This window comes from Streptomyces sp. UG1, assembly GCF_049974585.1.
In the GTDB taxonomy this organism is placed as follows: Bacteria; Actinomycetota; Actinomycetes; order Streptomycetales; family Streptomycetaceae; genus Streptomyces.
In genome coordinates, this window is record NZ_JBNGGG010000001.1 from 417,127 (window position 1) to 443,657 (window position 26,531).

Below are 26,531 nucleotides of genomic sequence, written 5' to 3' on the forward strand. Positions count from 1 at the left end.
ATCTAGAAGAAGCGCGGATCGTCGAAGACCCCGGACGCGACGAGATAGACGTAGAAGTCGGCGAGCGCCACGCTCACCAGCGACGTCCAGGCGAGCAGCATGTGGCGGGCGTTGAGCTTCCCGACCCACTGCCACATGCGGTAGCGCACGGGGTGTTTGGAGAAGTGCTTGAGCTGGCCGCCGACGATGTGCCGGCAGGAGTGACAGGAGATGGTGTACGCCCAGATCAGCACGATGTTGACGAGGAAGACGAGGGTGCCGAGGCCCATGTGGCCCCACTCGTAGTTCTCGTCGCGGAAGGCGAGCACCGTGTCGTAGGTCAGGATCCCGGCGACCAGGAGAGCGGCGTAGAAGAAGTACCGGTGGATGTTCTGCAGGATCAGCGGGAAACGGGTCTCACCGGTGTACTTCTTGTGCGGCTCGGCCACCGCGCAGGCCGGGGGCGACATCCAGAAGCCGCGGTAGTAGGCCTTGCGGTAGTAGTAGCAGGTCAGCCGGAAGCCGAGCGGGAAGATCAGGATGATGATCGCGGGGGAGAGGCCCCACCAGCTTCCGAACAGATCCCAGTTCGGCCCGGCGCGCATGGGCTCGCAGTTCTCGGCAAGGCAGGGCGAGTAGAACGGGGAGACGTACGGCGCCGCGTAGTAGTCCGCGCCTGCGAAGGCCCGCCAGGTCGAGTACACGATGAAGGCGAGCAGACCGGCCGCGGTGGCGGCGGGGGCCAGCCACCAGCGGTCGGTCCGCAGGTGCGGGGCGGCGATCGCGGCGCGCGTACCCGTTCGTACGCCGTCGCTGTTCAGATGGGGTTCCGTACCAGTGGCCAATGGATGACTCCGGTCGGGTCAGGGGCTGGGTTCAGGGAGCGTGGCGGTCCCGGGCGCCGAGACCCTCGTCATCCGTGTCGATCCACAGAGAGTCGTCGTACGGCGTGTCGGGGATGGTGACGAGCTCCGGTTTGCGCTGCGGGGTGGGGCTCGTGGCTGTCTCGCGCAGCAGCGCGACGCTTTCGCGCAGGTGGTTGGCGTCGGTACGGACGCGGCGCATCTCGATTCCGCCGGTACCGAGCTGCTTCTCCAGGCGGCCCACGGACCGGGCCAGGTCGTCGAGGCAGCGCTGGACAGCTGTCAGGTCGTCTTGCACGGACATGACGTGACCTCACTTCCGTGGGCCCTTCGGCCCTTGGTGGCAACGTTCATGCGCCTGCGAGTGTTGCGCGTCACACCTGTCGCTGTGAAGGCATGTGCAGCGATTGGCGGATTGCACGCCTGAGACGCGCGCTCGCACGCGCTCTGTGTACGCCGGGGGAGCGAAACGAACGCGAGGGAGTGCAAGGGAAGTGCGTTACTCCGGACGGGTGGCCTTGCCCACCCCCGCCGCCGTGTCTGCTCCGCCTGGCGAACCCTTTCCTCTTCAGTGGGGGCCCGTGGATCTGATCAACTCCAAAATACCGCCAAATGTGATCAGAACGCACTAATCGTCTGCGGCGCGAGTCGCCCCCGGAGGTACCTGAGATGTCCCACATCGCCGTCGGACCCAGGCCCGGCCCTAGGGGGTGTTGTGAAGGCCCCGCACAGCACCCGCGGCGCCCGGCACGCACCCTCGCCGCACCGGCCAAAGGCCCAAGTAGCTCCGCTACGAGGGCCTTCGTCCGGCACGCCGAGGGCACGCACCGAACACCGCGGGCACCGCACGGGGCTTTCACAACACCCCCTAGCGCGGTCACGCGCTCGGTCGCCTTCCTGACCGCGGGTGTGCTCGCGGTGCCCCTGCTCGCCGGTTGCAGCGACCCCGACCCGGCCGGCAAGCCGCTCGCCGGGCAGGACATCGCCCCGGCGGGGCGGGCCGAGATCGCCGACGGCGGCACGCTGCGGTGGGCCGTGGACTCCGTACCCGAGACGCTCAACACCTTCCAGTCGGACGCCGACGCCACCACGACCCGGATCGCGCAGGCCACGCTGCCCTCGATGTTCCGGCTCGACGCCGGCGGGCGGCCGGAGCGCAACCCGGCCTACCTCGAGTCCGCCAAGATCGTCGAGACCGAGCCCAAGCAGGTCGTCCTCTACAAGCTCGACCAGCAGGCCGTCTGGAGCGACGGCCGCGAGATCGGCGCCGCCGACTTCTCCGCCCAGTGGCGGGCCCTGTCCGGAAAGGACAGCGCCTACTGGACCGCCCGCAACGCCGGCTACGACCGCATCGAGAAGATCGAGCGCGGCGACAACGACCTGGAGGTGCGGGTCACCTTCGGGCGGCCGTACGCGGACTGGCGCTCCCTCTTCACGCCGCTGTACCCGAAGGAGGTCATGGGCACGCCGGACTCGTTCAACGACGGGGCGCGGCGGGGGCTCAAGGTCAGCGCGGGGCCGTTCACCGTGAAGAAGATCGACCGCAAGGGCGATCAGGTCCTGCTGACCCGCAACCCGCGCTGGTGGGGGGAGCGGGCCAAGCTGAACGAGATCGTGCTGCGGGCCGTGCCGCGCGCCGAGCGGGCCGCCGAGCTGGCCGCCGGGAAGCTGGACCTGGCCGAGGTCGACGCCACCGCGGCCAAGCGCATCGCGCTCGCCGCCCCGCCACGTCCGAGGACGCCGTCGGCCGGCGCCTCCAGCAGCGCCTCCGGCACACCCCTGATGGGCCCGCAGCGGCGCACCCTGACCCCCGCGCAGAAGCGGGACCGGGCGCGGTTCCGGGGCTTCGAGGTACGCAAGTCGCTGGAGCCGTCGTACACACAGCTCGCCCTCAACGGCGGGGGCGGTCCGCTCGCCGACGAGCGGGTACGGCGGGCGGTGGCGCGCGCACTCGACCGCGAGGAACTGGCGAAGCTGGTGCTCTCCCCGCTGGGGCTGCCCGCCGAGCCGGTCGGCAGCCACCTCGCGCTGGCCGGGCAGGCCGCGTACGCCGACAACAGCGGCGCGATCGGCGGCCAGGACCGGAAGGAGGCACAGGCGCTGCTCGCGGATGCCGGGTGGGTGCCGGGCGGGCCGATCGAGGAGAAGAAGAAAAAGGGGGAGAAGGCGGCGGGGAGCGAGGCCGAGAAGGGCGAGAAAGAGAAGGAGAAGGGGGAGAAGGGGGAGAAGGAGGCCAAGGAGACCGAGAAGGGCAAGAAGTCCGAGGGCGGGGACGACGGGACGTACATCGTCGGAGAGGACGACAAGGGCAACGGCGACGAGGGGCGTGAGGGGCGCACGGGGGAGCAGCTCGCCCAGGAGAGCAAGCAGCAGGGCGGGGCGCCCGGCGCCTACGCTCCGCGGGGCACGGCGGCTCCGGCGGGCGGCGCGGCGATGCGGCCGCTGGCCAAGGACGGCAAGCCGCTGACGCTGCGCTTCGTGGTGCCGTCGGGTGAGGGTTCGCAGACGCTGCGCACGGTCGCGGACCGGATCGGGATCATGCTGGAGCGGGTCGGGATCCGTACCGTGATCACCAAGGTCTCGGACGAGAGCTACTTCAAGGACCACATCGCCTCCGGCCAGTACGACCTCGCGCTGTACTCCTGGCCGGCCTCGGCCTACCCCGCGACCGACGCCCGGCCCATCTACGCCAAGCCGGTCCCGGCGGCGGACGGCTCGCTGAACGTCGAGCAGAACTACACGCGGGTCGGCACCGACCAGGTCGACCAGCTCTTCGACCAGGCCGTCGCCACGCTGGACGAGTCCGAGTCCCGGTCACTGATCCGCAAGGCCGACTCCCGCATCTGGGCGGCGGCCGGCTCGCTCCCGCTGTTCCAGCGCCCCCAGCTCATCGCGGCGAGGTCGAGCGTGGCCAACGCGGGCGCCTTCGGCTTCGGCACGCCGGTGTACGAGGACATGGGCTTCCTGAAGAAGGGCCTGAAGCCGGCACCGGCCGCATCAACGAACTGAATCCCTCCCCTGACCTGCACCGACCTATCCCGCCCAGCCCCATCAGCAGCGGCCCCGTACCATGGGGTGAGGCCGTGGCGTGTCCAGCCCGGCAGGGCCCGCGTAACACAGACGTACGCGAGAGCCGTCCTCACCACTCCGGGAGTACGCCACACCATGACTGCGTTTTCGACGCGTCACGACATCCGTAACGTCGCCATCGTCGCCCACGTCGACCACGGCAAGACCACCATCGTGGACGGCATGCTGAAGCAGGCCGGTGCCTTCGCCGCCCACCAGCTCGACTCCGTCGACGACCGCATGATGGACTCGAACGACCTGGAGCGTGAGAAGGGCATCACGATCCTCGCCAAGAACACGGCGGTGAAGTACCACCCCAAGGACGGCGGGGACCCGATCACGATCAACATCATCGACACCCCCGGCCACGCCGACTTCGGCGGCGAGGTCGAGCGCGGTCTGTCGATGGTCGACGGCGTGGTGCTGCTCGTCGACGCCTCCGAGGGGCCGCTGCCGCAGACCCGGTTCGTGCTGCGCAAGGCGCTCCAGGCCCGGCTGCCGATCATCCTGTGCATCAACAAGACCGACCGGCCCGACGCCCGTATCGACGAGGTCGTCAACGAGACCTACGACCTCTTCCTCGACCTCGACGCCGATGAGGAGCAGATCGAGTTCCCGATCGTCTACGCCTGCGGCCGTGACGGCATCGCGTCGCTGACCAAGCCGGACGACGGGACGGTTCCGACCGACTCGACCAGCCTGGAGCCGTTCTTCTCGACCATCCTCGAGCACATCCCGGCCCCGACCTACGACGAGGGCGCCCCGCTCCAGGCCCATGTCACCAACCTGGACGCCGACAACTTCCTCGGCCGTATCGCACTGCTGCGCGTCCACCAGGGCGAGCTCCAGAAGGGGCAGACCGTCGCCTGGATGAAGCGCGACGGCTCGGTCACGAACGTGCGCATCTCCGAGCTGATGATGACCGAGGCGCTGACCCGCAAGCCCGCCGACAAGGCCGGCCCCGGTGACATCTGCGCCGTCGCCGGTATCCCGGACATCATGATCGGCGAGACCCTGGCCGACACCGAGAACCCCGTCCCGCTGCCCCTGATCACGGTCGACGAGCCCGCGATCTCCATGGTCATCGGCACCAACACCTCCCCGCTGGTGGGCCGCGGCGGCACCGGCAAGGGCGCCGACAACAAGGCGGCTGTCAAGGACCGCAAGGTCACCGCCCGCCAGGTGAAGGACCGCCTCGACCGCGAGCTGATCGGTAACGTCAGCCTCCGGGTGCTGGACACCGAACGCCCGGACGCCTGGGAGGTGCAGGGCCGCGGTGAGCTGGCGCTGGCCATCCTGGTCGAGCAGATGCGCCGTGAGGGCTTCGAGCTGACCATCGGCAAGCCCCAGGTCGTCACCAAGGACGTCGACGGCAAGGTCTACGAGCCCGTCGAGCGCATGACGATCGACGTCCCCGAGGAACACATGGGCGCCGTCACGCAGTTGATGGGGGTGCGCAAGGGCCGTATGGACAACATGTCCAACCACGGCTCGGGTTGGGTCCGCATGGAGTTCGTGGTCCCCTCCCGTGGTCTCATCGGGTTCCGGACCGAGTTCCTGACCCAGACCCGCGGCACCGGCATCGGGCACTCCATCCACGAGGGCCACGAGCCCTGGTTCGGTGCGCTGCAGACCCGTAACAACGGCTCGCTGGTCGCCGACCGCTCCGGTGCCGTCACCGCCTTCGCGATGACGAACCTTCAGGAGCGCGGCGTGCTGTTCGTCGAGCCGGGCACCGAGGTGTACGAGGGCATGATCGTCGGCGAGAACTCGCGCTCCGACGACATGGACGTCAACATCACCAAGGAGAAGAAGCTCACCAACATGCGGTCGTCCACGGCCGATGTGGCCGAGTCGATCGTCCCGCCGCGCAAGCTGTCGCTGGAGCAGTCCCTGGAGTTCTGCCGCGACGACGAGTGCGTCGAGGTGACCCCGGAGGCGGTCCGCATCCGCAAGGTGAGCCTGGACGCCCGCGAGCGGGCCCGCGCCGCGAGCCGCGCCAAGCACGGCTGAGCATCGGACGGTTGAGCCCGGGCTCCCCCTGCGAGGGGGAGCCCGGGCTTTTTGCAGGCCGGAGGACAAAACTAGGACTTGGCCTCTGTCACAGTGATGATCTCGGGGCACGTGGGGGTGAGCGGGGCTCGGTCCCAGTCGCCGTACTGCTCGACGACCGTGAGGCCGACTTCGCGCAGGACGGCGGACAGGGCGTCGGGGCCGAGGAAGCGGAGGGTGGTGCGGCTGACGCGGGGGCGTTGCCAGGTGTCGCTGTCGTAGGTCTCCGTGAACGTCACGCGATCCCCGCGCAGGGGCCGCTCCAGCTCGTGCCACACCCGTACGGCGCCCCCGTCCGGGCCGGTCACCTCCCGCACCCGCCCGGGAGTCCAGGTCTCCCACGCCCGCGCCCCGGGATTGCGCGTCTCGAACACGAACCGCCCAGCGGGACGCAGAGCCCGGCGCACGGCCCGCAGCGCGGCGCGCAGCTCCTCGTCGCCCACGAGCACCTGGAAGGCGTGCCCGGTCATCACCACCAGCTCGAACTCCGCGCGCCACTCCCGCGTCCGCAGATCACCGAGCACCCACTCGACACCGCTGCCGAGCCGCCGGGCCTGCACGAGCATCGCGGCGGCCGGGTCGAGGCCCACGAGCCGCCCCCGATGCCCATCGGCATGCGCACGCCGCAGCAGATGCCCCGTACCGCAGCCGACATCGAGCACGGCATCGGCATCCATCACGAACCCGAGGTAGAAGTCGTCACCCGCCCCCCAGGGGTTCAGGGTGTCGTACAACGCGGCGAGCGAGAGATCCGCGAACGAACGATCGACCACTCGCGGAAGTGTGCCACAACGCAGTCCAACGCGAGGGTGAGGCGGGTGAGTTGCTGCGGTATGGCGGGTATCACGCCTGCCGAGAAGGTGCCCCACGGGGCGATGTAGGGAAAACCCTAGAATTCGTTGTGAGAAGCCCTTGAGCGGGTCGGGTTCCATTACCCTGCCCCGGAAGCGATGGGCCCGCGCGACCGGCGATTCCGAGCCGGGGTGATGAGCGCAACACGGCCTGTGTGGACCTTGCATGGTCAGTGTGCAACCCGCAACCGCTTTTCCAAGACAGGGCGTCCGGTATACGGACGCTACCTCCCGGTAGATGTGTAACAAGTCCGTTTCGCAGCGATCTCTCACCAAACCCTTTGTCCGGATTTTGGAAGGCCTGGCCTCTATCTGTGATCGAACCGAGACCTCGAGAGTGTGGTTCGCTCCCTGGCCGATGGCAGATAGTTAGGCGCGTAGAGCTCGTATGAACGGGTTGTGCGCTGACGGGGCGCCGGCTCGCGAGCGTGGGGGCACCTGGCGGACTCGGGCACCGGCGACGGGGCCGGATGTGTCGTGTGCTCCCCTTTGCGGTGAAACCAGCGGATTTATGAGGAGGAACCCATGCGAGGTGCCATAAGCGCCATATGGGTCGCGTCGTCCTGGATGACAGATTCAGGCCTCGCGGGTGCGTTGAGTTCTGTCTCGGCGGTTGCGGGTGCAAGGTCCCGCGAACTTCCCTGACGGTCCGTTCCGTCGGCCTCGGCTCCGGTCGCGAGCCAGGGTCCCCCCCGGGGGCAGCCGTTGTTGTTCTCCTCGCGCGCTGCGAGAGAGCGTGCGCCGCGCGAAGGCCGTCGGGCACCGTGAAGTCCAGACGACCTCCAACATCTGTGAAATGGACGAATCATGACGAGTCCAATCGAGCTCGAGGGTGCTGAAACCCCTTCCCTCGTGGACAAGGAGAGCGCGCCGCAGGGCGACGCCAAGGAGTCGAAGACGCTTGAGGGACGCAGCCCCGGGCAGTTGATGTGGGGGCGCTTCAAGCGCGACCGGACCGGTGTGATCTCCGCCGTCATCGTCCTGTTCTTCTTCGCGATCGCGGCGGCGGCGCCGCTGATCTCGAAGCTGTACGGCAAGGACCCGTACACGCTCTACGGGCAGGACAATCCGGAACTACTGGACATGTTCACCATGCCGGCGAAGCCCTTTGGCGGCATCGACGGGGAGTTCTGGTTCGGTATCGAACCGGGCTTGGGCCGGGACGTCTTCACCCAGCTCCTGTACGGCATGCGGACCTCGATGTTCACGGCGCTGGCCGCGACGGTGCTGATGACCCTGCTCGGTGTGCTGATCGGACTTACGGGAGGCTACTTCGGAGGGAAGGGCGACTACTGGCTCGGCCGGATGACCGACTTCTTCATGGCTCTGCCCAACCAGCTCTTCTTCGTCGCCGCGATGCCCGTCATCACCACGGTGTTCGTCGCTCCGGACGAGGAGACGCCCACCTATGTGCGCACCTGCGCGATCATCATCGTCCTCTCCTTCCTGGGCTGGATGAGCATGGCGCGACTGATCCGGGCAGCCACCCTGTCACTGCGTGACCGGGAGTTCATCGAGGCGGCCCGGATCTCCGGGGCCTCGTCCTGGCGGATCATCCGCAAGGAACTGCTGCCCAACATCGTCACACCGGTGCTGGTGCAGGCGACACTCACGCTGCCGAGCACCATTCTGAGCATCGCCTTCCTCTCCTTCGTGGGCGTGGGGTACGTCGAACCCACCCCGGACTGGGGGCGGATGTTCGCCATCGGCGCGAACATCATCGAGCAGGACCCGTACTACATGCTCTTCCCCGGCGTGGCCATGGTGGTCTTCGTCGTGGCCTTCAACCTCCTCGGCGACTCGGTCCGGGACGCCTTCGATCCCAAGACGGGCCGCTGAGAGCCCCAGCCCCCCACGGGCACGCCGTGCGCTTGCCCAGGCCGGTTCGGTTCCCCTCGGCCCGGTTCCGGCCATCTATCAGCAGCGCTCACTACACACAGGCAGGTGGATTCCATTCCATGAGCATCTTCCGTAACCGCACCGCCAAGGCCGCGATCGTCGCGGTGGCAGCCGGCGCCCTGACCCTCACCGCCTGCGGCGGCGGCAGCAGCGACGACTCGGCGAAGGACAACAGCAAGCAGAAAGAGGACGCCAAGACGCAGTCCAAGCCGGTGCAGATCGGTGATGCCCAGGCGTCCACCGGCCCTGCCCCCGAGGTCCCCGGTGCCAAGCCGGGCGGCACCGCGATCGTGTACCAGGAGTCGGACTTCTCGCACCTGGACCCGGGCCAGATCTACGTCTCGGACGGCAAGCTGCTCAGCCGCCTCATCTTCCGTGGTCTGACGCAGTACGCCGAGGACGACCAGGGCAACCTGACCGTCGTGGGCGACCTCGCCACCGACGCGGGCAAGGTCTCCGACGGGGGCAAGACCTGGACCTACACCTTGAAGGACGACCTGAAGGACGCGAACGGCAACCCGATCAACTCGGCGGACGTCCGCCACACGATCGAGCGCCTGTACTCGACGTTCATCACCGACGGCCCGTCGTACCTGCAGCAGTGGCTGTCCGGTTCCGGCACCACCTACCGCAAGGCCTACCAGGGCCCGGACAAGGGCAAGCACCTGCCGGACAGCGTCCTGGAGACGCCGGACGACAAGACGATCGTCTTCCACTTCAAGGACGCGCAGCCCGACCTCCCGCAGATGCTGACCATGCCCGGTTACAGCGTCGTCCCGGAGGAGACGGACACCAAGGAGAAGTACGACTCCGCGCCGGTCGCCCTCGGCCCGTACAAGATCTCCGAGTTCAAGCCCGGCAAGTCGATGAAGCTCGTCAAGAACACCCAGTGGGACCCGAAGTCCGACTCGGTGCGTCACCAGTACCTCGACGGCTTCAACATCGAGATGAACCACGACGACGAGGACCAGACCAAGACCCTCCTCGCCGACCAGGGCGAGGCCAAGAACGCGATGATGTTCACGGGCCAGGTCGCCACCACGCAGCTGCAGAACGTCGTGGGCAACAAGGCTGTCATGGGCAAGCGCACGATCGAGGGCTACGCGCCCTACGTGTGGCAGCTCAACTTCAACATGGACCGCGTCAAGGACAAGAAGCTCCGTGACGCCATCACGCTGGCGATGCCGTCCGCCTCGGTCTTCAAGGCCGACGGTGGTGCCTACGGCGGTGAGGTCGCCAACTCGCTGATGTCGCCCACCACTCCGGGCTACGACGAGAAGTACGACCCGTTCAACCGGGCCAAGAAGCCCAACGGTGACATCGAGGCCGCCAAGAAGCTGATCAAGGAAGGCGGCTTCGAGGGCAAGAAGCTCGTCTACGCCTACGGCAACTCGCCGGTCCGTCAGCAGCAGGCCGTCCTGATTGCCGACGCGCTGGAGAAGATCGGCCTCGACATCCAGAAGAAGGAGATCGACTCCGCCACCTGGTACGAGCAGGTCGGCAAGGTCAACAACGGCTACGACCTGTACATGACCGGTTGGGGCCAGGACTGGCCGTCCGCGTCGACGGTCTTCCCGCCGCTGTACGACGGGACCCAGATCCAGGACGGTGCGTCGAACTACTCGCACATCAACGACGACCACGTCAACTCGGAGATCGCCCGCATCCTGAAGATCACCGACACCGACGAGGCCACCAAGGCGTGGGGCGAGCTGAACAAGTACATCACCGAGAAGGTCAACCCGGCCGCGCCGATCTACTACGTCAAGATCTTCCAGATCTTCGGTTCGAACATCGGCGGCCTCCGCTACAGCTCCGACTCGAGCTACGTGGACGTCACCCGGGTGTACCTGAAGAAGTAACCCCGGTTCGTCGGTGAACCGGTGGTGGGCGCGTGGCGGAGCGCCCACCACCGGGCCCGGATCCCCAGACCTTCCCAATCGACTGCCGCCGTCCTGAGAGCAGCTGCCTGCCATGCTTCAATTCCTCATTCGCCGGACGTTCGGCGCGGCGCTGATCCTAGTGTTGATCAGTGCGTTCACGTTCTTCATGTTCTTCGCCATCCCGCAGGACCCGGCCACGCTGGCCTGCGGCAAGAACTGCACTCCGGACGCGCTGGCGATCATCCACAAAAACCTCGGCCTCGACGAGCCCGTCCCCGTGCAGTACTGGAACTTCCTCGTCGGCATCTTCGTCGGCCGGGACTTCGCCGTCGGCCACTGCGACGCTCCCTGCTTCGGTGTCTCCTTCGCCAACAACCAGAACGTCTGGGACACGATCCTCGACCGCTTCCCGCTGACCATCTCGCTGACCGTCGGCAGTCTGCTGGTCTTCCTCACCGTCGGCCTCGGCGCCGGTCTGCTGGCCGCCAAGTACCGCGGTACCTGGATGGACAAGGCGTTCAGCTCGGGTTCGCTGGTCATCAGCTCCATGCAGATCTACTTCCTCGGCCCGCTCGTGTTGCTCGCCCTGGTCTACAGCACCGGCTGGCTCGACAAGCCGAAGTACGTGCCGATCACCGAGAGCTTCGGCGGCTGGTTCATGGGCCTGTTGATCCCCTGGGTCGTTCTGGCAACCATCTTCACCGCCAACTACACGCGTATGAGCCGCTCCTCGATGATCGAGCAGTTGCAGGAAGAGCATGTGAAGGCCGCCCGCGCCAAGGGCATGGCGGGCAATTACGTGTTCTTCCGCTACGCATGGCGGGGCTCCCTCATCCCCATCATCACCATCCTCGGCATCGACCTGTCCTCACTGCTGGCCGGTGGCATGGTGACGGAGTTCACGTTCGGTCTGGCCGGTCTCGGCCGGCTCGCGCTGGACTCCGTCGTCAACAAGGACCTGCCGATGCTGATGGGCGTCATGCTGGTCAGCGCCGCGCTCATCATCGTCTTCAACCTGATCGTGGACGCCCTGTACGCCGTCATCGACCCGCGCGTGCGTCTGTCCTAGGAGAACCACCTTGACCACTCAGACCAAGCCCGAAGAGGCCGCGGCCACCGCCGCGGAGCGAGCCTTTCTCTCGGTGCGCGACCTCAAGGTCCACTTCTCCACCGAGGACGGCGTCGTCAAGGCGGTGGACGGGCTCTCCTTCGACCTGGAACGCGGCAGGACCCTCGGCATCGTGGGCGAGTCCGGCTCCGGCAAGTCGGTGACCAACCTCGCGGTCCTCGGCCTGCACAATCGCAAGAACACCGCCATCGACGGGTCGATCACGCTGGACGGCCAGGAGCTGACCGACGCCGGCGAGAAGCAGCTCGAGACGCTGCGTGGCAAGAAGATGGCGATGATCTTCCAGGACGCGCTGACCGCGCTGTCGCCGTACTACACGATCGGCCGTCAGATCGGCGAGCCGTTCATGAAGCACACCGGGGCCTCGAAGAAGGACGCCCGGGTGCGCGCCATCGACCTGCTGGAGAAGGTCGGCATCCCGCATCCGCAGCAGCGGGTCGACGACTACCCCCACCAGTTCTCCGGCGGTATGCGGCAGCGCGCCATGATCGCGATGGCACTCGCCTGCGACCCGGACCTGCTCATCGCCGACGAGCCCACCACGGCGCTGGACGTGACGGTGCAGGCGCAGATCCTCGACCTGCTCAAGGACCTGCAGCAGGAGTTCGGCTCCGCCATCATCATGATCACCCACGACCTCGGAGTGGTCGCCAATATGGCCGACGACATCCTCGTGATGTACGCGGGCCGTGCGGTCGAGCGGGGCTCGGTGCGCGAGGTGCTCAAGTCGCCTCAGCACCCGTACACGTGGGGTCTGCTGGGGTCGATGCCGAGGCTCACCTCCGACGTCGATGAGCCGCTGGTGCCGATCCCCGGATCACCGCCCTCGCTGCTCGCTCCGCCGTCGGGATGCTCCTTTCACCCGCGGTGTGGGTTCACCGACAAGGTTTCCGGGAGCCGTTGCTCCGGTGAGCGTCCGTCGCTCGCGCAGGGGCGTGCTGCCGCCTGTCACCTGACGATGGAACAGCGGCAGCAGGTGTTCATCGAGACGATTCAGCCCCGGCTGGGCTGAGCCAAACCGGCGACTGGGGCATCACCATGAGCGACAACAACAACACGAACACGGCGGTCGCCGACTCGATCCCGCAGCAGCGGGACGGCGACACCACGCCGCTCCTGCGGGTCAGCGGCCTGAAGAAGTACTTCCCGATCAAGGGCGGATTCCCGATCCGGCGCACCGTCGGCCACGTCAAGGCCGTCGACGGCGTCGACCTGGAGGTCTTCCCGGGCGAGAGCCTCGGCCTGGTCGGCGAGTCCGGCTGCGGCAAGTCGACGACCGGTCGGCTGCTGACCCGGCTGTACGAGCCGACTCAGGGCACCATCGAGTACAAGGGGCGGGACATCAGTCACGCCAGCCGCTCGAAGATGGCGCCGATCAGGTCCGAGATCCAGATGATCTTCCAGGACCCGTACGCGTCGCTGAACCCGCGGCAGACGGTCGGCAAGATCATCTCCGGCCCGATGGAGATCAACGGGATCAACCCGCCCGGCGGCCGCGAGAAGCGCGTCCGTGAGCTTCTGGAGATCGTCGGTCTCAACCCGGAGCACTACAACCGCTTCCCGCACGAGTTCTCCGGCGGTCAGCGGCAGCGTATCGGCGTCGCGCGCGCCGTCGCGCTGGAGCCGAAGCTCATCGTCGCCGACGAGCCGGTCTCGGCCCTCGACGTGTCGATCCAGGCCCAGGTGGTGAACCTGCTGCAGGAGGTGCAGCGGGAGATGGGCATCGCCTTCGTCTTCATCGCCCATGACCTGGCGATCGTGCGGCACTTCTCGCAGCGTGTCGCGGTGATGTACCTCGGGAAGGTCGTGGAGATCGCGGACCGTGACTCGCTCTACAACCGGCCCCGTCACCCGTACACGCACGCCCTGCTGTCGGCGGTGCCGGATGCGGACATCGACGCGGCCAAGCGGGAGCGTATCCGTCTCGAGGGTGACGTGCCGTCGCCGATCATGCCGCCGTCCGGCTGCCGGTTCCGCACGCGCTGCTGGAAGGCACAGGACAAGTGCGCGACGCAGGAGCCGCCGCTGGTCCGCATCGACGGCAATCTGCCGGGGCACCTGACGGCGTGCCACTTCCCGGAGGCGCCCACGACCGCGGACAGGGGCGAGGACGTGGTGCTGGACAAGGGCTTGAAGGCTCTGGAGGGCGAAGCCGCCGACGACGCGGCGGTCTCTGAGGGCTGACCGGCGGGGTCTGCCCGCACGGGTCGGACCGAGTCATGCCGGGCCACCGTGGGACCGGGGCGGGAGCCGATTCTGCCGCCCCGGTCCGCTCACTTCCGGGATACTCGTAGACATGCGCGGACGCCCCAGCCACGACCCCAGCACTCCTCGCATGTCGAGACACGACTGGTGGGGCATCGTGCTTGAGGCGCCCGATCCACAGGCGCTGGCACGCTTCTATGCGGAGCTGCTGGGCTGGGAGATCGCCAAGGAGGACCCGGACGGGGCGGCCATCGCGCCGACTGAGGGCGTGGCCTACATCGCCTTCCAGCTCTCGGAGGGGTATGTTCCCCCGGTCTGGCCCGCCCGGGAAGGCGCTCAACGGATCACGATGCACCTCGACTTCGAAGTCGTCGATCTGCAGGCGGCCGTGGCGCACGCGCTCGAACTCGGCGCACGAGAAACCGAGCACCAGCCGCAGGACAACGTCCGAGTGATGCTCGACCCGGCCGGTCATCCCTTCTGCCTCTACTTGGACGGCAGTGCCTGATACCGCTCCCGCTGCCCACCTCACGAACTCGGACGACTTCGAGGCGAAGCCGGTGGCCGTGGGTCCGCGGTGGTCCGCGCCCAGTGACAGGCCACCTGCGCCTGCGCGCCCCCGCCGAGCACCTCGGGGTCCTCGTTCCTGCAGGCGTCGGCCACTCCGGCCCGGTCCGCCTCCCCGCTCGCCAGCACCTGGCAGCGGGCGTGGAAACGGCAACCGGAGGGAACGCGGGTCGGGTCCGGAGGTTCGCCGGTCAGGACCACCGGATCGCCCGGTGCCTCCGGCAGGACCGACAACAGCGCCTGGGTGTACGGATGCCGGGGCGCCGTGAGCACCTGCTCCACCTCTCCCGTCTCCACGATCCTGCCCAGATACATCACCGCCACCCGGTCCGCGATGTTCCATGCCAGTCCCAGGTCGTGCGTCACCACCAGCGCCGACAGGCCGAGGTCGGTGCGCAGCCGCAGCAACAGGGCGAGGATCTCGCCGCGTACGGACGCGTCAAGGGACGCCACCGGCTCGTCGGCGACGAGGAGTTCGGGCGCGAGGACCAGTGCACCGGCGATCACCACACGTTGACGCTGGCCGCCGGACAGTTCGTGCGGGTAGCGCAGGAAGAAGCGTTCCGGGGGCCGCAGCCCCGCCCGGGACAGGGCCTGAGCCACCGCCGTACGCTCGTCGCCGTCGTGGCCGTGAATCCGCAGGCCCTCCGCCACCGCGTCGTACACCGTGTGCCGTGGGTTGAGCGATCCCGTCGGGTCTTGAAGGACCAGCTGGACGCGCCGCCGGTACGCCTTCAGAGCCCGGGAGGTGTAGCGCAGTTGCTCGCCGTCGAAGACGACTCGCCCTCGCGTCGGCGGCACCAGGCCGAGCAGGGCGCGCGCCAGCGTCGTCTTGCCGCAGCCCGACTCGCCCACAAGAGCCACGATCTCTCCGGCGCCGATGTCGAGTTCGACTCCGTCCACCGCGCGGGCGGGCGGGGCGCCCTGTCGGCCCGGGTAGGTGATGTGCACGCCCTGTGCGCTCAGGAGAGTCATGTTCCGCTCCTCGCGTCCGGTGTCGCCGGCACATGGACGCAGGCCGCCCACCGGTCCTGGTCGGCCTCACGCAACTCCTGGTCGTCCACCGCGCAGGACTCCAGAGCCACCGGACAGCGCGGGTGGAACGTGCACCCGGAGGGCACGGCGGACGGGTCCGGCGGATCGCCCGGCAGGCCGCGCGGCGCGAACCGTGACGCCGGGTCGCCGATCCTCGGGAACGCTTCCGACAGCGCCTTGCCGTAGGGGTGGCGGGCGTCCTCGTAGACCTCGCGGGCCGGGCCCTCCTCGATCACCCGGCCCGCGTACATCACCGCCAGCCGGTCGCAGGTGTCGGCGAGGACCGCCAGGTCGTGACTGATCGCGATCAGGCCCAAGTCCTGTTCGGCCACGAGCTGTTCGATCAGGCGGAGGATCTGTGCCTGGATCATCACGTCCAGGGCGGTGGTCGGCTCGTCGGCGATCACCAGACGCGGATCGCAGGCGAGCGCCATGGCGATCATGACGCGCTGGCGCTGGCCGCCGGAGAGTTCGTGCGGATACGCCGAGGCCCGTGCCGCCGGGAGTCCCACATGCTCCAGAAGTTCGCCGGCTTTCCTCTTCGCGCCCGCCCGCGTCGCCTTCCTGTGCAGCAGGATCGGCTCGGCGATCTGGTCGCCGACGCGGTGGACGGCGTTGAGCGAGTGCATCGCCCCCTGGAAGACGATGGAGGCCCCGGCCCAGCGCACCGCCCGTACCCGGCCCCACCTCATGGTGAGGACGTCCTCGCCGTCCAGCAGGACCTCCCCGCCGATCTGCGTCCCGGCCGGCAGCAGCCGTAGCAGGGCGAGGGCGAGGGTGGACTTGCCGCAGCCCGACTCGCCCGCGACACCGAGCTTCTGCCCGGCCGCAAGGGTCAGGTCGACGCCCCGTACGGCGGCCGCCCCGCCCGGGTAGGTCACCTCCAGGTTCCGGACCTCCAGCAGCGTCAACGGGCCACCCCCAGCCTGGGGTTGAGGACGGACTCCACCGCACGTCCGCACAGCGTGAACGTCAGTGCCACCACTGCGATCGCGATGCCCGGCGGTACCAGGTACCACCAGTGTCCGGAGCTGACCGCCCCCGCCTCCCGGGCGTCCTGGAGCAGCCCGCCCCACGACACGACCGTCGGATCGCCCAGCCCCAGGAAGGCGAGCGTCGCCTCGGCGAGGATGGAGGACGAGATCATCAGGGTCGTCTGGGCGAGCACCAGCGGCATCACATTGGGCAGGACATGACGGCTCATGATGTGCCAGTGCCCGCCGCCGAGCGCCGTCGCCCGTTCGATGTACGGCCGTGACTCCACCGCCAGCGTCTGTGCCCGCACCAGCCGTGCCGTGGTCGGCCAGGAGGTCACGCCGATCGCCAGCACGACCGTGCCCAGCGAGCGGGACATCACGGTGGCCAGGGCGATGGCGAGGACCAGGGTCGGCATCACCAGGAACCAGTCGGTGATCCGCATCAGCACGGTGGCGTACGGCCCCTTGAAGTGCCCCGCGGTGATCCCCACCAGTGTGCCGATCGCCACCGACAACGCGGCCGCGAGCAGCCCGACCAGCAGTGACACCCGCGAGCCCCAGACCAGCAGACCCAGCAGATCCCGCCCGAACCGGTCGGTGCCCAGCGGGAACTCACCGCTCGGCTTCTCCAGCGGCTGGCCCGGCGCCCCGGTCACACTGGACACGTCGGAGCCGACCGTGACCGGGGCGGCCAGCGCGACCAGCGCGAACAGGGCGAGCGCGATCAGACCCACCGTCCCCGCGCGGTGGGTGCGGTACTGCTTCCAGAAGCGTGCGGCGGACCGGCGCCGCCGCTGCCATGCGAGCGCGCGCGGACCGGCCGCCTGCGTCTCGGTCTCGGTCGTCATCGGCCTACCCGGGGGTCGAGCAGCGGGTAGACCAGGTCGGCCAGGGTGTTCATGACGATCACCGCCGCTGCGAAGAAGAGGAACAGGCCCTGTACCAGTGGCAGATCGGGGACGCTGAGCGCCTGGTAGAACAGTCCGCCGAGCCCCGGCCAGGAGAACACCGTCTCGACCAGGATCACGCCCGCGACCGTCCGGCCCAGATTGACGAACACCAGTGTCACCGTCGGCAGCAGCGCGTTCGGCACGGCATGCCGGCGTCGGACCAGGTCGTCCCTGAGGCCCTTGGCTCGGGCGGTCATCAGATAGTCGCTGCCCATCTCGTCCAGCAGCGCGGAGCGGGCCACCAGCAGGGTCTGGCCGTACTCGACCGCGACCAGGGTGACGACGGGCAGGATCAGATGGTGGGCGACATCGAGGACGTACGTGAAGCCCTCCTCACCGCCCGACTCCATGCCGCCGGTCGGGAATAGCCCGGGAATCGGGCCCATCCCCACCGAGAACACGATGATCAGCAGCAGGCCCAGCCAGAAGGACGGGATCGAGTAGAGGGTCAGTGCCAGACCGGTGTTCAGCCGGTCGCCGAGGCCGCCGTGACGCCAGGCCGAGCGAGTGCCGAGGACGATGCCGAGCAGGGTGTACAGAACGAAGGCGGTGCCGGTGAGCAGCAGCGTGTTGGGCAGCGCCTCGGAGATCTTGTCGATGACGGGCGCCCGGAACTGGTACGACGTTCCGAGGTCTCCGGTGAGCACCTTGCCGCAGTAGTCGGTGAACTGCTCCCACAGCGGTAGGTCGAGCCCGAACTCCTTGCGGTAGGCGGCCAGTTGCTCGGCGGAGACGGGGCGGCCGCCCGTCATCGTCTTCACGGGATCGCCGGGAATCAGCCGGAACAGGAAGAACCCGGTGACGAGGACGGCGAGCAGGGAGACGACAGCGCCGCCCACCTTGCCGGCGCCGTAGCGCAGATAGCGTGTGGTGGTGGGCGCCCGCTGTCCCCGGACCGCGGGCGCGGCGGCCTTGACGGCCGTGGTGGATGGAGCGTCGGCGGTCATCGGCGGCTACTCGCGGTCCTCGGCGGTCGCCCGACGGCGCAGCGCGAAGAACGCCCCCGCGCCGACGAGGACGACGGCACCGGCGACGACCCCGATGACGACGCCCGTCGAGCCGGAGTCCGAGGAGGAGCCGTCGGAGTCCGCCGGGGTCGCCGACCACCAGCTCCAGTAGCCGTCCTGTCCGTAGATGTTGCCGGCCTTCGCGGGCATCGTCGTGATCGACTCGATCTGGTCCGTTCGGTAGGCCTCGACCGCGTTCGGATACGCCATGACGTTCATGTACCCGAGGTCGTACAGCCGTGACTGCATCTGCTTGACGATGTCCGCCCGCTTGGCCGGGTCGTACTCGGCGAGCTGCTTCGCGTACAGGTCGTCGTACTGCTTGTCGCAGATGAAGTTGTCGGTCGCACCCGTGTCCTTCGGAGTCGCGGGCAGTGCCGCGCAGGTGTGGATCGACAGCACGAAGTCCGGGTCGGGGTTGACGGACCATCCGTCGAAGGCGAGGTCGTAGGTGCCCGCGAGCCAGGGGTCGGTGACGTTGTCCACACAGTTGAGGGTCACGCCGATGCCCAGCTCGCCCCACCACTCCTGCAGGTACTGACCGATCGCCTTGTCGTTCGGGTCGGTTGCATGGCACAGCACGCGGTAGTCGATGGGCTTGCCGTCCTTGCCGAGACGCTTGCCGTCGCCGCTCTTCCTGTAGCCCGCCTCGTCGAGGAGCCGGGCGGCCTGGGCGGGGTCATGGGCGAGTTCCTGCCCGTCCGCCGGCTTCCAGAAGTACGTGGAGAAGCGCGGCGGGATGTAGCCCTCGCCCCGCACCGCGTGCCCCTGGAACACCTTGTCGATGATGGTCTTGCGGTCGACCGCCATGAACAGGGCGTGCCGCACCCGTTCGTCCAGCAGGGAGGAATGGCCGTCACCGAACTTCTGGCCGTTTTTGGCCTGTGCTCCCGGGTTGGTGGCAAGGGCGTAGAAGCGGCGGCCGGGCGCGTCGTTGACGTGGATGTTCTTCTCGCCCTTGAGGGAGGCGGCCTGGGCGGGCGTCAGGGAGGGTGACCCGGCCACGAAGGAGACCTCGCCCTTGCGCAGGGCGGCGACCGCGGCGTCCTGGTCCTTGTAGTAGCGGAAGACCAGCTCGTCGAACTTCGGCGCCCCACGCCAGAAGTCCTTGTTGGCCTTGAGACGGACGTAGCTGTCGGGCTTGTAGTCGGTGAGGATGAACGGCCCGTTCCCGACGATGGGGAAGTCCTTGTCGTTGTTGAATTTCGAGAAGTCGCCGACCTTCTCCCAGACGTGCTTCGGGACGATGGGCACGTCCAGCGCCGTCATCGTGGCCTGCGGCTTCTTCAGCTCTATGACCAGCTCGGTAGGGTTCGGGGTCGTCACCTTCTTGAAGTTGCCGACGAAGCTGCCGTTGGCGGTGGCCGCGCCTTCGTCGGTCATCATCTTGTTGAACGTCCACGCCGCGTCCTCGGCGGTCACCCGCTCCCCGTCCGTCCACTTCGAGCCGGAGCGGATGGTGTACGTCCAGGTCAGCTTGTCCGGCGACGACTCCCACTTGGTGGCCAGGGCCGGGACGGCGTGGGCGTCCCCCGGGTCGTAGTTGGTGAGGTACTCGTACATCAGCCGGTGGACGCTGGTGCTGAGGAGCCGCTGCGCCAGGAACGGGCTCAGTGAGTCGACGCTCTGTGCGACCGCCACCGTGAGGACCTTGTCGCCGTCCGCCGCAACCGCCTGATGCGGTACCAGGCCGGCCGGCAGTGTCAGGGCGACGGCTCCGGCGGCGGCGAGAAGCCGCCGTGCTCTGCTGTGCTGCTCATGAGTTCTCATGTTCGTGACCTCGCGTCATCGCTTGCACAGGGACGGCTCGTTGGGCTGTCAGCGCTTTTCTGCACGGGTGAACAGCGCATGAAACACCATGTGGCCTGCGGAAACAACGAAGTGATGAGATTGAGACAGCCAGTGGTCCACACCGGTGAAGCGTCCCTGGTGGCGGCCTGGCAGTCGGCCTTCGGACGGTTACGGCCGAACGGACCAACGGCGCCTCGGATGGATGCCGTGCGCATGCGCGTCCTCGCGCCTGTGCCGATATTTGCTGCCAAGGCGCGGCGAACCCGGGCGGCGCGGTCAGGAGGAGGCACCCATGCGTGCAGCGACGCACGTCCGACGGGCCGCATGCGCGATGGCGGTCGCGCTCGCGGCGAGCGCCTGTGGAGGCGGGGGTGACGGCGCCGGCGCGGGCGGTGCGGTGCTGAGCGCCTCGTGGACCGATCCGCAGAACCCGCTGGAGCCGGCCAACACCAACGAGGTGCAGGGCGGCAAGGTGCTGAACATGATCTTCCGGGGACTGAAGCAGTACGACCCGAGGACCGGCGAGGCCGAGGACGTGCTCGCCGAGAAGATCGAGACCACCGACTCGCAGAACTACACGATCACCGTGAAGGACGGCTGGACCTTCAGCAACGGTGAGAAGGTGACCGCCAGATCCTTCGTGGACGCCTGGAACTACGGGGCGAGTCTGAAGAACAACCAGAAGAACGCCTACTTCTTCGGCTACATCGACGGCTACGACGAGGTCCACCCGGCGAAGGGCGAGCAGCGAGCCGAGACGATGTCCGGGCTGAAGGTCACCGGCGAGCGGACCTTCACCGTCCGGCTCAGCCAGAAGTTCTCCAGCTTCCCCGACACCCTCGGCTACAACGCCTTCGTCCCGCTGCCCCGCGCGTTCTTCGACGACCACGCCGCCTGGCTGGCCAAGCCCGTCGGCAACGGCCCCTACACGGTTCAGTCGTACACCAGGGGCTCCGAGATGCGGCTGGCGCGGTGGGACGCCTACCCGGGCGAGGACGCGGCCCGCAACGACGGCGTCACCCTCAAGGTCTACACGGACAACAACACGGCCTACACCGACCTGATGGCCGGCAACCTCGACCTCGTCGACGACGTGCCGGCCCAGCAGTTGAAGAATGTCCGGGCCGACCTCGGCGACCGGTATCTGAACACCCCGGCCGGCATCATCCAGACGCTGGCGTTCCCCTTCTACGACAAGGAGTGGAACCGGCCGGGCTCCGACAAGGTCCGCAAGGGGCTGTCCCGGGCGATCGACCGCAAGCAGATCACCGAGACCATCTTCCAGCGGACCCGCACCCCGGCCACCGACTGGACCTCACCCGTGCTCGGCGCCGAGGGCGGCTACCAGGAGGGGCTGTGCGGCCAGTGGTGCGACTACGACCCCGCCGCCGCGCGCAAGCTGATCGAGGAGGGCGGCGGGCTGCCCGGCGGCCAGGTCAAGATCACGTACAACGCGGACACCGGCTCCCACAAGCTGTGGGTGGACGCCGTCTGCAACTCCATCAACAACGCCCTGGACAACGACCGGGCCTGCGTCGGCAACCCGATCGGCACCTTCGCCGACTTCCGGGCCAAGTCCACCACCCAGAAGCTCTCCGGTCCCTTCCGGGCGGGCTGGCAGATGGACTACCCGCTGCCGCAGAACTTCCTCCAGCCGCTCTACTACACGAACGCCTCCTCCAACGACGGCAAGTGGTCCAACGAGGAGTTCGACAGGCTCGTCGACCGGGCCAACGCCGAGACCGACGTCGCCAAGGCCGTCGAGACCTTCCAGAAGGCCGAGAAGGTCGTCCGGGACCATATGGCGGCCATCCCGCTCTGGTACCAGAACGGCAGCGCCGGCTGGTCGCAGCGGCTGTCGAACGTGACCCTCAACCCGTTCAGCGTCCCGGTCTACGAGCAGATCAAGGTCGGCTGAGCCCGCCATGGGGCAGTACGTCGTCCGGCGCCTGCTGCAGATGGTCCCGGTGTTCATCGGGTCCACACTGCTGATCTTCCTCATGGTCAACGTGATGGGCGACCCCGTCGCCGGCCTGTGCGGCGACCGGCAGTGCGACCCGGCGACGGCGGCCCAACTGCGCAGGGAGTTCGGCCTCGACAAGCCCGTGTGGCAGCAGTACCTGACCTACATGGGGAACGTCTTCACCGGGGACTTCGGTACGGCGTTCAACGGCCAGGAAGTCACCGAGCTGATGGCGACGGCCTTCCCGGTCACCATCCGGCTCACCATCGTGGCGATCGTCTTCGAGATCCTCATCGGGATCACCCTGGGCGTCGTCACCGGACTGCGCCGCGGCCGCCCCGTCGACACCGGCGTCCTCCTCGCCACCCTCGTCGTGATCTCCGTCCCCACCTTCGTCACCGGCCTGCTGCTCCAGTTGCTGCTGGGCGTCGAATGGGGCTGGATCAGACCTTCCGTCTCCCCGGCGGCCCCCTTCGGCGAGCTGATCGTCCCGGGCCTCGTCCTCGCCTCGGTCTCCCTCGCGTACGTCACCCGCCTGACCCGCACCTCCATCGCGGAGAACCGGCGCTCCGACTACGTCCGTACGGCCGTCGCCAAGGGCCTGCCCAGACGCCGGGTCATCACCCGGCATCTCCTCCGCAACTCCCTCATCCCCGTCGTCACCTTCATCGGCGCCGACATCGGCTTCCTCATGGGCGGCGCGATCGTCACCGAGCGGATCTTCAACATCCACGGCGTCGGCTTCCAGCTCTACCAGGGCATCCTGCGCCAGAACACCCAGACCGTCGTCGGCTTCGTGACCGTCCTGGTCCTCGTCTTCCTCCTGTGCAACCTCGTCGTCGACCTCCTGTACGCCGTACTCGACCCGAGGATCCGCTATGCCTGACCAGCCGTTCCCGCCCGAGGGGGCGACCCCGGGGGCCGGCCCGGTCGGTGCGGCGGGCGTGGCCGCGACCGAGGTGGCGGCGCCGGAGCACCGTCCGCCCGCCGCGCCCGGGGGATCTCCGAGTGCGGGGCCGGCCGACGGCTCGGCCACCGCCCCCGAACGGGCCCGCAGCCTGTGGTCCGACGCCTGGCGGGACCTGCGCCGCAACCCGGTCTTCATCGTCTCGTCCTTGATCATCCTCTTTCTGCTCGTGATCGCCCTGTGGCCCTCGGCGATCGCCTCCGGCAACCCCCTCGAGTGCGACCTCGCCAAGGCCCAGCAGGGCGCCGGGCCCGGCCATCCCTTCGGCTACGACGGACAGGGCTGCGACGTCTACACCCGCACCGTCCACGGCGCTCGTACGTCCGTCACCGTCGGCGTCTGCGCCACGCTCGGGGTCGCCCTCCTCGGCTCGGTGCTGGGCGCGCTGGCCGGGTTCTTCGGGGGCCTGTGGGACGCGCTGCTGTCCCGGATCACCGACATCTTCTTCGCGATCCCGGTCGTCCTGGGCGGCCTGGTCCTGCTGTCGGTGGTGACGAGCAACAGCGTCTGGCCGGTCATCGGCTTCATCGTGCTGCTCGGCTGGCCCCAGATCTCCCGCATCGCCCGCGGCGCGGTCATCACCGCCCAACAGAACGACTACGTCCAGGCCGCCCGAGCCCTGGGCGCCTCCCACTCCCGTGTCCTGCTGCGCCACATCGCCCCGAACGCGGTGGCCCCCGTGATCGTGGTGGCGACCATCGCGCTGGGCACGTACATCGCCCTGGAGGCGACGCTGTCGTACCTCGGCGTGGGCCTCAAACCCCCGAGCGTCTCCTGGGGCATCGACATCTCGGCGGCCTCCCCCTACGTCCGCAACGCCCCCCACGCCCTCCTGTGGCCGTCCGGCGCCCTGGCCATCACCGTCCTGGCCTTCATCATGCTGGGCGACGCGGTACGGGACGCCCTCGACCCGAAGCTGAGGTGAGGGGCGTCATGGCATCGGTGGTGCGAGATGTGCGGGGCGGTTCCCTGGTCCGAGCGGTGGCCGTCGGCTGCCTCGGGGGTCGCGGTGGTTCTCTGGCCCGAGTGGTCGCCCTCGGCCGCTCCGGCGATCACGGACCCGGCCTTCAACCGCTCCGCGACGCCGGACGCCACGCTCCCGATCCGGAATCGAGGTGAGCCGCCGCATGCTGCTGGAAGTGCGGGACCTGCATGTGCAGTTCGAGACCCGGGACGGCGTCGCCCGGGCCGTCAACGGCGTCGACTACGGCGTGGACGCGGGGGAGACGCTCGCCGTGCTCGGGGAGTCGGGGTCCGGGAAGTCGGTGACCGCGCAGGCGGTGATGGGGATTCTCGATCAGCCGCCGGGGCGGATCACCGGCGGCGAGATCCGCTTCCAGGGGCGGGACCTGCTGGGGCTGAAGGAGGAGGAGCGGCGCAAGATCCGTGGCGCCGAGATGGCGATGATCTTCCAGGACGCGCTGTCGTCCCTCAACCCCGTGCTGAGCGTCGGCGACCAGCTCGGCGAGATGTTCATCGTCCACCGGGGCATGTCGAAGAAGGACGCGCGGGCGAAGGCCGTGGAGCTGATGGACCGCGTGCGCATCCCGGCCGCCGAGGAGCGCGTCAAGCAGTACCCCCACCAGTTCTCCGGCGGTATGCGCCAGCGCATCATGATCGCGATGGCCCTCGCCCTCGAACCGGCGCTCGTCATCGCCGACGAGCCGACCACCGCACTCGACGTCACCGTCCAGGCCCAGGTGATGGACCTGCTCGCCGAGCTGCGGCGCGAGTACCGCATGGGCCTCGTCCTGATCACCCACGACCTCGGCGTGGTCGCGGACGTCGCCGACCGGATCGCGGTGATGTACGCGGGCCGGATCGTCGAGTCGGCGCCGGTCCACGACATCTACAAGGCACCCGCCCACCCGTACACCCGGGGCCTGCTCGACTCCATCCCCCGGCTCGACCAGAAGGGCCGGGAGCTCTACGCCATCAAGGGCCTGCCCCCCAACCTCATGGACATCCCACCCGGCTGCGCCTTCCACCCCCGCTGCCCCCTGGCCCGGGACGTCTGCCGCACCGACGAGCCCCCGCTCCACGAGGTCTCCGAACAACGCGGCAGCGCCTGTCACTTCTGGAGGGAGTGCCTGCATGGCTGACATGCCTGAGCCGATCCTCGAAGTGCGCGGACTCGTCAAGCACTACCCGCTCACCCAGGGCATCCTCTTCAGAAAACAGATCGGCGCCGTGAAGGCCGTCGACGGCGTCGACTTCGAACTCGGCTCCGGAGAAACCCTCGGCATCGTCGGCGAATCCGGCTGCGGCAAGTCCACGGTCGCCAGGATGCTGGTCAACCTGGAGAGACCGACGGCCGGGGAGATCCGCTACAAGGGCGAGGACATCACCAGGCTCTCCGGCCGCGCCCTGAAGGCCGTACGCCGCAACATCCAGATGGTCTTCCAGGACCCGTACACCTCCCTCAACCCCCGGATGACGGTGGGCGACATCATCGGGGAGCCCTACGACATCCACCCCGAGGTCGCCCCGAAGGGCGACCGGCGGCGCCGGGTGCGCGAGCTGCTGGACGTGGTCGGCCTCAACCCCGAGTACATCAACCGCTATCCGCACCAGTTCTCCGGCGGCCAGCGCCAACGCATCGGCATCGCGAGGGGGCTGGCGCTGCGCCCCGAGATCATCGTCGCCGACGAGCCCGTCTCCGCGCTCGACGTCTCCGTCCAGGCCCAGGTCATCAACCTGATGGACCGTCTCCAGAACGAGTTCGGGCTCTCCTACGTCTTCATCGCCCACGACCTGTCCATCGTCCGGCACATCTCCGACCGGGTCGGGGTGATGTACCTCGGCCGGATCGTGGAGGTCGGCAGGGACGCCGAGATCTACGACCACCCCACGCACCCCTACACCCAGGCCCTGCTCTCCGCGGTCCCCGTCCCCGACCCGGAGGCCCGTGAACACCGCGAGCGCATCATCCTGGCCGGCGACGTCCCGTCCCCGACGCACGTCCCCTCCGGCTGCCGCTTCCGCACCCGCTGCTGGAAGGCCGAGGAGCGCTGCGCCCGGGAGGTGCCGCCGCTCGCGGTGCCGGCGGAGTTCCGGGGGCCGGGCGGGCCGGCGGCGCACGATTCGGCGTGTCACTTCGCGCAGGAGATGGATGTGGTTCCCGTAGAGGCAGGGCCATAGCCGTACAAACGCCCACCAACTGCGTTAACACACAGGCAACTCAGCCGACCCGATCCCGATATACGGACGCGCGAGTCTGAACAGCGTACGGCCGTGCGGGTGCCGTAAACGGACCGGGGTGCGCCATGTCACCCCGGTCCGTTGCTGTTCTTTGCGCCTAAACCGGCGCCGCTCTCGCGGACCTGGCTGGTGCTTCGTCGTGG

Annotated in this window: 21 protein-coding genes; 13 read left to right on the forward strand and 8 right to left on the reverse strand. The window is 68.4% G+C overall.

Annotated features, from left to right (window positions below):
- Positions 1-2 precede the first annotated feature (2 nt).
- Positions 3-824, reverse strand: a complete 822-nt coding sequence (locus ACP4J3_RS02000; protein ID WP_426529636.1) for a hypothetical protein — start codon at positions 822-824, stop codon at positions 3-5.
- 31 nt (positions 825-855) lie between these two features.
- Entirely contained in the window at positions 856-1,146 is a 291-nt protein-coding gene (locus ACP4J3_RS02005) for a hypothetical protein (protein ID WP_426529638.1), read from the reverse strand.
- A 365-nt stretch (positions 1,147-1,511) separates the two neighbouring features.
- On the opposite strand from ACP4J3_RS02005, the gene ACP4J3_RS02010 reads away from it, so the two are divergent.
- Together ACP4J3_RS02010 and typA are read left to right on the forward strand one after the other, a co-directional pair.
- Positions 1,512-3,851, forward strand: a complete 2,340-nt coding sequence (locus tag ACP4J3_RS02010; RefSeq protein ID WP_426529640.1) for an ABC transporter family substrate-binding protein — start codon at positions 1,512-1,514, stop codon at positions 3,849-3,851.
- Between the two features lie 156 nt (positions 3,852-4,007).
- Entirely contained in the window at positions 4,008-5,924 is a 1,917-nt protein-coding gene (gene typA / locus ACP4J3_RS02015) for a translational GTPase TypA (RefSeq protein WP_426529642.1), read from the forward strand.
- A 71-nt stretch (positions 5,925-5,995) separates the two neighbouring features.
- Here typA and ACP4J3_RS02020 read toward each other — a convergent pair whose 3' ends face one another.
- The gene (locus tag ACP4J3_RS02020; RefSeq protein ID WP_426529644.1) at positions 5,996-6,736 is read right to left on the reverse strand and encodes a class I SAM-dependent methyltransferase; all 741 of its coding nucleotides are present in this window, start codon (positions 6,734-6,736) and stop codon (positions 5,996-5,998) included.
- Between the two features lie 885 nt (positions 6,737-7,621).
- Between ACP4J3_RS02020 and ACP4J3_RS02025 the strand changes: the two genes are divergently transcribed.
- From ACP4J3_RS02025 to ACP4J3_RS02050, 6 genes are all read left to right on the forward strand, one after another.
- The gene (locus ACP4J3_RS02025) at positions 7,622-8,653 is read left to right on the forward strand and encodes an ABC transporter permease (RefSeq protein WP_426529646.1); all 1,032 of its coding nucleotides are present in this window, start codon (positions 7,622-7,624) and stop codon (positions 8,651-8,653) included.
- Positions 8,654-8,772: 119 nt separating this feature from the next.
- Positions 8,773-10,575 carry an ABC transporter substrate-binding protein gene (locus tag ACP4J3_RS02030; protein ID WP_426529648.1) on the forward strand — a complete coding sequence of 601 codons (1,803 nt, stop codon included), beginning with the start codon at positions 8,773-8,775 and terminating at the stop codon, positions 10,573-10,575.
- Between the two features lie 112 nt (positions 10,576-10,687).
- Positions 10,688-11,665 carry an ABC transporter permease gene (locus ACP4J3_RS02035; protein WP_426529650.1) on the forward strand — a complete coding sequence of 326 codons (978 nt, stop codon included), beginning with the start codon at positions 10,688-10,690 and terminating at the stop codon, positions 11,663-11,665.
- A 10-nt stretch (positions 11,666-11,675) separates the two neighbouring features.
- On the forward strand, positions 11,676-12,737 hold the full coding sequence (locus tag ACP4J3_RS02040; RefSeq protein WP_426529652.1) for an ABC transporter ATP-binding protein: 1,062 nt from the start codon (positions 11,676-11,678) through the stop codon (positions 12,735-12,737).
- A 26-nt stretch (positions 12,738-12,763) separates the two neighbouring features.
- Positions 12,764-13,909: an ABC transporter ATP-binding protein gene (locus tag ACP4J3_RS02045; protein ID WP_426529654.1), complete on the forward strand. Its 1,146-nt coding sequence runs from the start codon at positions 12,764-12,766 to the stop codon at positions 13,907-13,909.
- Positions 13,910-14,060: 151 nt separating this feature from the next.
- On the forward strand, positions 14,061-14,438 hold the full coding sequence (locus tag ACP4J3_RS02050) for a VOC family protein (protein ID WP_426529656.1): 378 nt from the start codon (positions 14,061-14,063) through the stop codon (positions 14,436-14,438).
- Positions 14,439-14,458: 20 nt separating this feature from the next.
- Here ACP4J3_RS02050 and ACP4J3_RS02055 read toward each other — a convergent pair whose 3' ends face one another.
- Genes ACP4J3_RS02055 through ACP4J3_RS02075 form a run of 5 tightly spaced genes read right to left on the reverse strand, consistent with a single transcriptional unit; the run spans position 14,459 to position 20,236 of the window.
- Positions 14,459-15,472 (reverse strand): ABC transporter ATP-binding protein, encoded by a 1,014-nt coding sequence (locus tag ACP4J3_RS02055; protein ID WP_426529658.1) that lies wholly within the window; start codon positions 15,470-15,472, stop codon positions 14,459-14,461.
- Positions 15,469-16,443: an ABC transporter ATP-binding protein gene (locus ACP4J3_RS02060; RefSeq protein ID WP_426529660.1), complete on the reverse strand. Its 975-nt coding sequence runs from the start codon at positions 16,441-16,443 to the stop codon at positions 15,469-15,471. Before ACP4J3_RS02060 ends, ACP4J3_RS02055 begins: the two co-directional genes overlap by 4 nt.
- Complete coding sequence (locus ACP4J3_RS02065; RefSeq protein ID WP_426529662.1) at positions 16,440-17,357, reverse strand: ABC transporter permease; 918 nt, start codon at positions 17,355-17,357, stop codon at positions 16,440-16,442. Before ACP4J3_RS02065 ends, ACP4J3_RS02060 begins: the two co-directional genes overlap by 4 nt.
- On the reverse strand, positions 17,354-18,406 hold the full coding sequence (locus ACP4J3_RS02070) for an ABC transporter permease (protein ID WP_426529664.1): 1,053 nt from the start codon (positions 18,404-18,406) through the stop codon (positions 17,354-17,356). Before ACP4J3_RS02070 ends, ACP4J3_RS02065 begins: the two co-directional genes overlap by 4 nt.
- A gap of 6 nt (positions 18,407-18,412) precedes the next feature.
- Positions 18,413-20,236: an ABC transporter substrate-binding protein gene (locus ACP4J3_RS02075; RefSeq protein ID WP_426529666.1), complete on the reverse strand. Its 1,824-nt coding sequence runs from the start codon at positions 20,234-20,236 to the stop codon at positions 18,413-18,415.
- Positions 20,237-20,549: 313 nt separating this feature from the next.
- On the opposite strand from ACP4J3_RS02075, the gene ACP4J3_RS02080 reads away from it, so the two are divergent.
- The 5 genes from ACP4J3_RS02080 (at position 20,550) to ACP4J3_RS02100 (ending at position 26,328) form a co-directional block, all read left to right on the forward strand.
- Positions 20,550-22,175: a peptide ABC transporter substrate-binding protein gene (locus tag ACP4J3_RS02080; RefSeq protein WP_426529668.1), complete on the forward strand. Its 1,626-nt coding sequence runs from the start codon at positions 20,550-20,552 to the stop codon at positions 22,173-22,175.
- A gap of 7 nt (positions 22,176-22,182) precedes the next feature.
- Complete coding sequence (locus ACP4J3_RS02085; RefSeq protein ID WP_426529671.1) at positions 22,183-23,106, forward strand: ABC transporter permease; 924 nt, start codon at positions 22,183-22,185, stop codon at positions 23,104-23,106.
- Positions 23,099-24,112, forward strand: a complete 1,014-nt coding sequence (locus ACP4J3_RS02090; RefSeq protein WP_426529673.1) for an ABC transporter permease — start codon at positions 23,099-23,101, stop codon at positions 24,110-24,112. The genes ACP4J3_RS02085 and ACP4J3_RS02090 overlap by 8 nt, the downstream gene beginning before the upstream one ends.
- 202 nt (positions 24,113-24,314) lie before the next feature.
- Positions 24,315-25,289: an ABC transporter ATP-binding protein gene (locus ACP4J3_RS02095; RefSeq protein ID WP_426529675.1), complete on the forward strand. Its 975-nt coding sequence runs from the start codon at positions 24,315-24,317 to the stop codon at positions 25,287-25,289.
- Entirely contained in the window at positions 25,282-26,328 is a 1,047-nt protein-coding gene (locus ACP4J3_RS02100; protein ID WP_426529677.1) for an ABC transporter ATP-binding protein, read from the forward strand. The genes ACP4J3_RS02095 and ACP4J3_RS02100 overlap by 8 nt, the downstream gene beginning before the upstream one ends.
- Positions 26,329-26,531 lie beyond the last annotated feature (203 nt).